7 protein-coding genes and 1 pseudogene are annotated in these 10,258 nt (G+C 69.3%); all 8 read left to right on the forward strand.

The window, feature by feature from the left end; genetic code table 11:
* The first annotated feature begins 2 nt into the window (after positions 1-2).
* Positions 3-1,868 (forward strand): phosphocholine-specific phospholipase C, encoded by a 1,866-nt coding sequence (locus tag ACWD5D_RS27065; RefSeq protein ID WP_451375343.1) that lies wholly within the window; start codon positions 3-5, stop codon positions 1,866-1,868.
* A 259-nt stretch (positions 1,869-2,127) separates the two neighbouring features.
* Complete coding sequence (locus ACWD5D_RS27070; protein WP_451375344.1) at positions 2,128-3,663, forward strand: PucR family transcriptional regulator; 1,536 nt, start codon at positions 2,128-2,130, stop codon at positions 3,661-3,663.
* A gap of 228 nt (positions 3,664-3,891) precedes the next feature.
* Positions 3,892-5,520 carry a GMC family oxidoreductase gene (locus ACWD5D_RS27075; protein ID WP_451375345.1) on the forward strand — a complete coding sequence of 543 codons (1,629 nt, stop codon included), beginning with the start codon at positions 3,892-3,894 and terminating at the stop codon, positions 5,518-5,520.
* Between the two features lie 10 nt (positions 5,521-5,530).
* Positions 5,531-5,923, forward strand: coding sequence for a hypothetical protein (locus ACWD5D_RS27080; protein WP_451375346.1), 393 nt, complete (start codon positions 5,531-5,533; stop codon positions 5,921-5,923).
* A gap of 19 nt (positions 5,924-5,942) precedes the next feature.
* Entirely contained in the window at positions 5,943-7,385 is a 1,443-nt protein-coding gene (locus ACWD5D_RS27085; RefSeq protein WP_451375347.1) for an aminobutyraldehyde dehydrogenase, read from the forward strand.
* 23 nt (positions 7,386-7,408) lie between these two features.
* Complete coding sequence (locus ACWD5D_RS27090) at positions 7,409-8,866, forward strand: purine-cytosine permease family protein (RefSeq protein ID WP_451375348.1); 1,458 nt, start codon at positions 7,409-7,411, stop codon at positions 8,864-8,866.
* Entirely contained in the window at positions 8,859-9,884 is a 1,026-nt protein-coding gene (gene speB / locus ACWD5D_RS27095) for an agmatinase (protein WP_451375349.1), read from the forward strand. Before ACWD5D_RS27090 ends, speB begins: the two co-directional genes overlap by 8 nt.
* Before the next feature lie 134 nt (positions 9,885-10,018).
* Positions 10,019-10,258, forward strand: a pseudogene (locus ACWD5D_RS27100) (IS6 family transposase); the annotation flags it as partial.

Here is a 10,258-nt window from a genome sequence, read left to right on the forward strand (position 1 = left end):
CCATGGAGGACATTCGCCATGTGGTGATCCTGATGCAGGAGAACCGCAGTTTCGACCACTACTTCGGCACGTTGAACGGCGTGCGCGGGTTCGACGACCGCCAGGCGCTCACGTTCCCGAACGGCGACAGCGTCTTCCGCCAGCCCACCCCGGCCCGGCCCGACGGTGGTGTCCTGCTGCCTTACCGCATGGACTCCACGAAGTTCGACGCGCAGAACGCGGACGGCCTGCCGCACGACTGGGAGAGCGGTCACGAGGCCATCAACAACGGTGCCATGAACCGCTGGACGTCCGCCAAGGGCGAGCAGAGCATGGGCTACCTCACCCGTGAGGACATCCCCTACCAGTACGCGCTGGCGGACGCCTTCACACTCTGCGACGGGTACTTCTGCTCACTGGCCGGCCCCACCAGCCCCAACCGCCTCTACCTGTGGACCGGCACGGTCGGCCCGGGCCGCGACGGCACGACGGGCCCGTGGATCGACAACACCCCGCTGCCCGAAAGCCCGGTCTGTGACTGGACCACCTACGCGGAGCGCCTGTCGGCCGCCGACGTCACCTGGCGCGTCTACCACACTCCTGGCCTGGACGAGCGCGACGGCAACTACGAGGACAACGCCCTCGAGTACTTCCGGCAGTTCCACACCTTCGACCACGACGACCCGCGCTACATCAACGCGATGACGAAGTGGGACCTGTCCGCGTTCGACGCGCACTGCAAGGACGGCACCTTGCCGACGGTGTCCTGGCTGGTCTCGCCCTACCTGTTCAGCGAGCATCCGACCGCCAGCCCCGCCTACGGGGCGCACTGGGTGAACACCGCTCTTCAGTCGGTGTTCGCGAACCCCGAGGTGTGGCAACACACGGTGTTCCTCGTGATGTACGACGAGAACGACGGCTACTTCGACCACATGGTGCCGCCCTTCCCGCCCGCGGGAACCCCTGACGAATTCGTCGACGGGCAGCCGATCGGCCTGGGCAACCGCGTCCCGCTGTGGGTGATATCGCCGTGGTCGCGCGGCGGCTGGGTCAACTCCCAGGTGTTCGACCACACCTCTGTGCTGCGCTTCCTGGAGCTGGTCACCGGGGTACGGGAGCCCAACATCTCGCAGTGGCGCAGAGCCGTGTGCGGTGACCTCACGAGCTGCTTCGACTTCACCCGGCCCGACTTCTCGGTCCCCGTACTGCCGGACACCCGCGCACTGGTGGAGCAGGCCGATGCGGCGATGGAGCTGCCGGCGGTGGAGCTCCCGGCGCCGGGCGCACAGGTCATGCCCACTCAGGAACCGGGGGGTGCGCGACCGCACCGGCCGCTGCCGTACCGCCCCTGGGCCGACGTCGCCGTGGACCGCGTCACCGGCAAGGTGACCTGCACGCTCGCCAACGAGGGAGCGGCGGCCTTCCACTTCACGGTGTTCCCGAACATCGCCCGGCCGTTCGCCGGAACGCCGTTCACCGTCGCAGCGCACAGCACCGACACCTACGTGTGGGACGCGGTACGCACCGGCGGGCGCTACGACTTCACCGTCCACGGTGCCGACGGCTTCGTCCGCCGCTTCGCCGGGACACTGGCGCGGTCCGACCAGGACGACGCCGCTGTCCCTCGGGGGGCGGCGGTCCTGAGGAGCGGCGATCCGGACCACGTGTCGGTCGAGTTGCTGCTGGCCAATGACGGCGGGACCGCCGTGTCGTTCACGGTCACCCCGAACGACTTCGGCGGCACAGCGCACACTCAGCTGGTCGGCCCGCGCGAGCAGGTCACCGTGACGTGGCCCACGGACGGCGGGCGGTACGACATCACCGTCACCGCCGACAGCGACCCGGGCTTCGCCCGGCGATACGCGGGCACGGTGCACGTGGCCAGGTAAGCATCGTCCACGGCTGCCCTGCCAGACCTGCTCGGGCAGGGCCGGGATCGCTGGACCCCGTGCGGACCCTGCGCTCACGCGGGATCCTCACGCCGCCGCCCGATGGGCAGCGGCAATCATCGGCGTCCTCGACTGGGCCATGCTCGGCAGACCCCGGATGCCCGCCACCGCCTGATCGTCACCGGTCCGGCTGACCGGAGGTCCGGCATGCCTGCGAGCAGGGGCAGCCATCCAGTCACACGCGATCTATCCTCGCCTCATGGCCATCACCGTGGGGGATCTGCTCGAGATGCCCCATCTGCGCCTGCATCTGTACTCGGGTGGCAGTGGGATCGGGCGAGACGTCACCTGGACCCACACCTCGGACCTGCCCGAGCCTTGGCGTTGGCTCACCGGCGGCGAACTGCTGCTGACCAACGGGATGTCGTTTCCCGCCGACGGTCCTGGGCAACGGCTGCTGATCGAGCGGCTCGTCGACGCCGGTGCGAGCGGCCTCGCGATCGGGGAGAAGATGTACTGCCCGCCGCTCACCGGGGAACTGAGAGAGGCCAGCGAGCGGTTGGGTTTCTGTGTGCTCCTGGTCGACTACCCGATGCCGTTCGTCGCGATCTCGCAGGCGGTGGCCGTGGCGAATCTTCTCGAGCAGTCGGATCGACTGATCCGGACCGAGCGGATCTATCGCACGGTTCAGCGGATGGTGTCGCATGGCGGCGACGCGTCGGTCCTGTCCGGCGCGCTGGCCCAGGTGCTCGGTTGCGAGGTCCACGTCTGCCACCGGGAGTCCCGGCGGCCGTGGTACCCGCAGGACCCGCCGTTCGACCCGGTGCTCGAGGCGGCACTCGGTGCCACGGCGGGACCGGGTGCGGACCTCCGCGCCGGCGCGTTCACCGTTGCTCTCAGCGACGGCCGCGAGATGCGTCTGGCTGACATCCCCACCCAATCCAGCGCCGTGCTCGTCCTCGTCTCCCGAGGGCGCAACTCGCTGGACGCCATCCTCATGCAGCATGCGGTCACCGTCGTCGCACTGGAGCTGTCGCAGTCGCTGGTCGCAGTGGAGCATCGGCGGCGCCTGGGCGCTGAGCTCCTGGCGCAGCTGATGGAGGGTCGCCTCGACCCCCGCGCAGGGCGGCGCCAACTGCGCGCGTTCGACATCGACATCGCCAAGGCCCGGCTGTTCGCGATCACGTGCGACGACATGAGCAAACTTCGCGAGGCCCACGTCGCACTGTGGCGCAACGGCGTGCCTCACGCGGCGTCGTACCGGTCGGGCGTGCTCTACCTGCTGGCCGCCGACGTGGACCGGGTGTGCGACGTGATCCGCGCGGATCTCGGTGCCGACGTGCTGATCGGGGTCGGGGGCGTCGCCGGCAGCGTCGACCGGGTTACGGAGGCGGCGCGCGAGGCCCACTGGGCACTCCGAGCGGCTCGCAGCACGCCCACCCGTACCTTCCGGTACGGCGAGGCGACTCCCTTCCTCGGAGTGGGAAACATCGACGAGGCAGCGGCGCTGGTGGCCCGGATCCTGGGACCCGTCATCGAGTACGAGCGCGTCCATGGCACCCCGCTGCTCGCGACGCTCGATGCGTACCTGGCTCACCAGAGGTCGTGGCAGAAGACGGCGGACGCCCTGCGGGTGCATCGGCAGACGGTGCTGTACCGCATCCGCAAGATCGAAGAGATCACCGGACGCGACATCAACGACACCCGCTACATCGCGGAGCTGTGGCTGGCCCTGCAGGCCGAGGCACTGCTGGGCCCCGCTGAGCGCGCGGTGCCCAGTGAGAGAGCGGACTGAGGCACCGAGCCGCACGCCGGGTCTCGACCATCGCCGCGCAACTCTTGTGCATTTGCACAAGTCGTGTCACGTCGAGTGTTGCGGATCGCATCACGCGCGGGTCGCCACCGCCGGGGCAGTCTGAGGGCTGTCCCGCACCACAGCAGCGGCGTCGAAGGCGGTTCGGACGGGGAGTCCACATGTCGACGAGATCAGGCGTCGGCGGTCATCGGATGAGGAGTGTGTGAGGTGAACGTGCGGTCGGATATCGCAGACGCGGACGTGCTCATAGTCGGCGCCGGAGCGTCGGGCGGTGTCGCGGCGCTCGAGCTGGCGACGCGAGGTTTCCGCGTCGTCTGCCTCGAGCAGGGTGACTGGGCGCTGCCGGACGATTTCACGGGCGGCAAACCGGCGTGGGAGCTGAGCCGGCTCAAGCAGTGGAACCCGGCCCCGAACGTACGTCAGCGTGAGGCCGACTACCCGGTCAACACCGAGGAGACTCCGGTCGAGCCGCTGATGTTCAACGGTGTGGGCGGCAGCACCATATTGTTCTCCGGCCACTGGGTCCGCGCCCTTCCCTCCGACTTCCGGGTGCGGACGCTTGACGGGGTCGCCGACGACTGGCCCTTCACGTACGACGATCTCCGGCCGTTCTACGACGAGGTCACCCATCACATCGGCGCATCGGGCCTTGAGGGTGACCCGGCGTATCCGGACGCCCACACCTTTCCGCTGCCGCCGTTGCCGATCGGCAGGTACGGGCTCAGGGCGGCGAAGGGCATGGACAAGCTGGGCTGGCACTGGTGGCCGGCACCGAACGCCATCGCCTCGCGCAAGTTCAAGAACCGGCCCGCCTGTCTGCGCTACGGCGCCTGCGAGTCGGGCTGCCCGACCGGGGCCAAGGCGAGCACCGACTTCACCCACTGGCGGGATGCGATCGCCGCCGGCGCCGTGCTCATCACCGGGGCCCGGGTGCGCCGGCTGACCGTCGACGGACGCGGCCTGGTCACCGGCGCCGAGTACGTCGACCGCGAGGGGGTGCTCCGCCACCAAGCTGCTGGTGTCACGGTGCTCGCCGCCAACGGCGTCGGTACGCCGCGCCTGCTGCTCAACTCGGCGTCGTCGAAGCATCCCGACGGCCTGGCCAACTCCTCGGGCCTGGTAGGCAAGCGCCTGATGGTGCACCCGTACGCCTCCGTGTACGGCGCGTACGGCGAAGACCTGGAGAGCTACCTCGGCCCGGCCGGTCAGGCGCTGCAGTCGATGCAGTTCTATGAGACCGACGCCGACCGCGGCTTCGTCCGGGGTGCCAAGTGGAACCTGATGCCGACCGGCGGTCCGCTCGCCCACACCCTGTGGGAGCCGGGCGAGGACTGGCGGGACGGGTTCGGCCAGGCGTTCCACCCCAGACTGCGGAGCAGGTTCGGGCGCTACACCGAGTGGGGGATCACCACCGAGGACCTCCCCGAGGAGCACAACGAGGTCGTCATCGACCCCGAGCTCACCGACTCCGACGGCGTTCCCGCCCCGAAGATCCGCTACACGATCAGCGAGAACACCCGGCGGATGCTCGACTTCCACGTCGCCCGCGCGGTCGAGGCGCACGAGGCCGCGGGCGCGACCTCGATCCATCCGATTCCCGTCGTCCGCGAGAGCGGCTGGCATCTGCTGGGCACCGCGCGGATGGGGACCGATCCCGCGACGTCGGTGGTGGACGAGTTCGGGCGTTCCCACGACATCCCGAACCTCTACATCGTCGACGGCAGCGTCTTCGTCACCTCGACCGGTGTCAACCCGACCGCGACCATCATGGCGGTCGCGCTTCGGGCGATGCGCCATCTGGCCGACAACCGGCACGAACAGACCGTTGCTTCCTGAGGAGCCCGACATGCTCGACCCGACTCAGCGTGCCGCCTTCGCGGTGGTGGCCGACGTTCTCATCCCGGCAGCAGGCGACATGCCGTCCGCGTCCGCGGCCGGCGTGCCGGGCGCCCTGCTCGACCAGGTCCTCTCCTTCCGCCCCGACCTGGCCGCACCGTTCGAGACGGCGGTCGCGGCGTGCGTGGGCAAGGAGCCCGAAGCCGCGCTCGACGAGCTGACGACGTCGGCGCCCGAGCTGTTCGCCGCGCTCACGCTGCTCACTGCCGGCGCCTATTTCCTGAGCCCGCAGGTCAAGGAGGCGCTCGACTACGAGCCCGCTCCTCGCGTGGCCAACGACGACGTCGACACATACGTCGACATGTTGGAAGCCGTGGTCGACCGCGGATTCCTGATCCGCTGAGACAAGGACGGAAACGCAGATGACACAACCGCCCGTGCTGGGGCACTTCATCGACGGAACCGCGTGGGAAGGCGACGGGGAAGCCACCCAGGCAGTGGTCAACCCCGCGACCGGCGCGACCATCGCCTACGCCCGCCGTGGCACGACGTACGACGTCGACCGAGCAGTCGCGGCCGCCATGGCCGCGTCGGCGGAGTGGGGACGCAAGACCCCGAAGGAGCGCTCCGACGTCCTCCTCACCGTCGCGGCCGTGATCGAGGCGAACACCGAGGAACTCGCTCTGCTCGAGTCACGCAACGCCGGCAAGCCCATGGGGCTCGCGCGCGAGGACGTCGCGGGCGCCGCCGACACCTTCCGGTTCATGGCGGGCGCCGCGCGGGCCCAGCTGAGTCTCAGCGCCGGTGACTACGTCGAGGGCCGCACCTCGATGCTCGTGCGCGAACCGGTCGGCGTGGTCGCCGCGATCACGCCGTGGAACTACCCGTTGCTGATGGCGGCCTGGAAGCTGGGACCGATTCTCGCCGCGGGCAACACGTGCGTGCTCAAGCCGTCGGAGCAGACCCCGCTGACCACGCTCCGGCTCGCCGAACTGCTCGCGGACGTGGTTCCCGCCGGTGTGCTCAACGTGGTCACGGGCGAGGGTGCCGTGGTCGGTGAGGCGCTGGCGACCCATCCCGCTGTCGCGCTGGTGTCGGTCACGGGCAGTGTCCGCAGCGGCAAGTCGGTGGCACGCGCTGCCGCGGACTCGCTCAAGCGGGTGCATCTGGAGCTCGGTGGCAAGGCCCCGGTCCTGGTCTTCGCGGACGCGGACCTCGACGCCGTCGTCGACGGCGTGATCTTCGCCGGTTTCGGGAACTCCGGGCAGGACTGCGGTGCGGCCTGCCGGATCCTCGTCGACACCTCGGTCCACGACGAGCTCGTGGCGCGGCTGGTCGAGCGGGTCAAGGAGATCGTGGTCGGCGACCCCGCCGACGGCGACGAGATCGAGATGGGGCCGCTGGTCTCCGCAGCTCACCGCGACCGGGTGCTGGCCGCCCTGGCGGCGGCGTACGACGAGGGCGCCCGGGCCGCGGTCGGAGGCGCCGCGCCGGACGGCGCTGGGTACTTCGTGCAGCCGACGGTGCTCGTCGACATCCCCGAGGGCGCGCAGTGTGCTCGCGAGGAGATCTTCGGTCCGGTCGTCACCGTCGAGTCCTTCTCCGACGAGGATGCCGCGATCGCGGCCGCGAACGCGACGCCGTACGGCCTGTCCGCGTCGGTGTGGACCGACAGCGCGCGCCGGGCCGCCGATCTCCCGGGGCGCCTGGACTTCGGCACGGTCTGGGTCAACGACCACCTCGCCTTCGCCACGGAGATGCCGTGGGGAGGCTTCAAGTCCTCGGGTTATGGCCGGGACCTGTCGTCCTACGCGCTGGACGACTACTCGCGGACCAAGCACGTCATGGTGAACCGGACCCGCTAGGTCCCCTGGCCGAGGGAGTGAGAATGTCCCCACGAACCACTGACCGCAGCGGGTCGGCTGTCCTCATCGAAGAGACCACGATCCAGCAGATTCCACACGACCAGCGTCACGGTCGGAACCGCGACATGTTCACGATCTGGTTCGGCACGAACATCATGGTGCTGAGCATCGTCACCGGTGCCCTCGCCACCACGGTGTTCGGCCAGCCGGTCTGGTCCGCGGCGCTTGCCATCGTCATCGGCAACCTGGTCGGCGCGATCTTCATGGCCCTGCACTCGGCCCAGGGGCCGACGCTCGGCGTGCCGCAGATGGTCCAGACCAAAGGTCAGTTCGGTGCCTGGGGCTCGGTGCTGATCGTCGCGGTCGTGGTGTGCATGTACCTCGGCTTCTTCATCTCGATCCTGGTCTTCGGCGGTGAGTCCCTGGCCTCGGTCGTCCCGCAACTGGGCCGATCGGGCGGCATCCTGATCCTGGCGGCGGCGAGTCTCGCGGCCGCCATCTGGGGCTACTCGCTGATCCACACCTACGCACGGATCATGACCGTCGCCTCCGGTCTGGTGCTCGCCCTGGCTTTCGTGTGGGCTTTCGCCGTGCACCCCGTCCCGGCGAACTTCTTCCACACCAGCGGTGCGACGCTCGCCGGCTTCATGGGGACCGTGTCGGCGGCGGCGGTCTGGCAGATCGCCTACGCGCCCTACGTCTCCGACTACTCGCGCTACCTGCCGGCCGGCACCGGCTCGAAGCCGGCGTTCTGGATGAGCTACTGGGGTACGACGACCGGCTCGATCCTGCCGATGTTCCTCGGTGCCGGGATCGGGCTGCTGATGCCCGATGCCGACCCCGTGGTGGCGCTGACGAAGGCAACCGCCGGCGTCAGCGTCCTCGTCGTCGCGGTCTTCAGCATCGGCGTGGCGGCGACCAACGCGATGAACCTCTACTGCAGCACCCTGTGCACGATCACGATCGCCCAGACCTTCGCGCCGCGGTACACCGCTCGTAGCCGCGAACGCGCCCGGATCGCGACCGGGCTCGTCGTGGTGTCGCTGGCCGTCGCACTCACGATGGGCACGCACTTCGTCAACGTGTACAACAACTTCCTGACGCTGCTGCTCGGCTCGCTGGTGCCGTGGACCGCCGTCAACCTGGTCGACTTCTACCTGGTCCGACACGGCGACTACGAGGTCGACGACTTCTTCCGCGCGGACGGCGGTCGATACGGACTGGTGAACTGGCCCGCAGTCGTCTGCTATCTCGTCGGCGTCGCGGTCCAGATCCCCTTCATGGTCATCGGCACGTTCTACACAGGTCCGATCGCGAAGGCTCTCGGCAACACCGACATCTCGTTCATCGCCGGCCTGCTGATCGTCTCGCCTGTGTACTACCTCACCGTCAAGGCGGTCGAGCGGCGCAAGGTCCGTTCCGGCGCCGCCGCGGTCGCCTTCGTCCCGAACACCGTGATCGGAGCTGTCAACGATGACTGACCACCAGCCGGTCGGCGCACTCGATGCCACCGTCGTCCCGCGCTTCGCGGGGATGGGCACCTTCGCCCGGATCCCGGCCATCGACGCCGTGCCCGACTACGACATCGCCGTACTCGGTGTGCCCTTCGACGGGGGTACGTCCTACCGGCCGGGCGCACGGTTCGGTCCCATGGGGGTGCGGCAGGCGTCCCGCCACCTCCGCCCGCGCTTCCATGTCGAGCTCGACACCGCCCCGTTGGAGCAGTTGCAGGTCGTGGACGCGGGTGATGTCCCGTGCACGCCGTACTCCATCGACGATGCGGTCCGCCAGATCGAGGGGTTCGCACGAGAGGTGGTCGGCGCAGGCGACCGCCGGCTGGTCACCATCGGCGGCGACCACACGATCGCGCTTCCGCTCCTGCGTGCCGCGCGCGCGAAGCACGGTCCGATCGCGCTCATCCACTTCGACGCGCACCTCGACACCTGGAACACCTACTTCGACGCGCCGATCACGCACGGGACGGTGTTCCGCCGCGCCTTCGAGGAGGGACTGCTGGCCGAGGACAAGTCGATCCACGTCGGCATCCGCGGACCCATCTACGATCAGCTCGACCTGGTGGACGACGCCGCCTTCGGCTTCCGGGTGATCCGCGCCGGCGACCTCGACGTGCTCGGCATCGAAGGCGCAGTCGACATCGTCCGCCGGCGTGTGGGCGATGCGCCGGTCTATCTGTCGATCGACATCGACGTCCTCGACCCGGCCTTCGCGCCGGGCACCGGTACGCCGGAGATGGGTGGGCTCACCAGTCGCGAACTGTTGCGCCTGCTTCGCGCGCTCGATGGCGTGAACATCATCGGCGGCGACGTCGTCGAGACCGCACCGGCCTACGACCACGCGGAGATCACCTGCGTCGCGGCGGCCACCGTCGCCTTCGACCTCATCACCCTGATGACCAAGCGCCCGGCCGCATTGCCCGACGCCGACTCCGCGGCGAGCAGCCGGCCCGGCGCTGCCGACTTCACCGGCGGTCTTCGGTGAGGTGATCAGCAGGCTGGTCGTGGGGTGTCGCGGGAGGGGCTGTTCGTGGAGGGTGAAGCGGCACCGTGGCTCTGTCAGGTTGCCGAAGGGGCGTGGGAGGCTCTTGGTGGTGATCGTTGCGGGAGGGGCCGGTCATGGAGTCCGAGGTGCCGCCGTCGTACAAGGGGTATCGGTTCCCGGCCGAGGTGATCGGTCACGCGGTGTGGCTGTATCACCGTTTCCCGCTTTCGTATCGGGAGGTCGAGGAGCTCCTGTTCGAGCGGGGCATCACGGTCTCGTACGAGACGGTCCGTGCCTGGTGCGCGACGTTCGGCCCCGCCTACGCCCGGAACCTGCGTCGCCGCCGGCCCCGCCCGGGCGACAAGTGGCACATG

This window comes from Streptomyces sp. NPDC002520, from assembly GCF_053595235.1.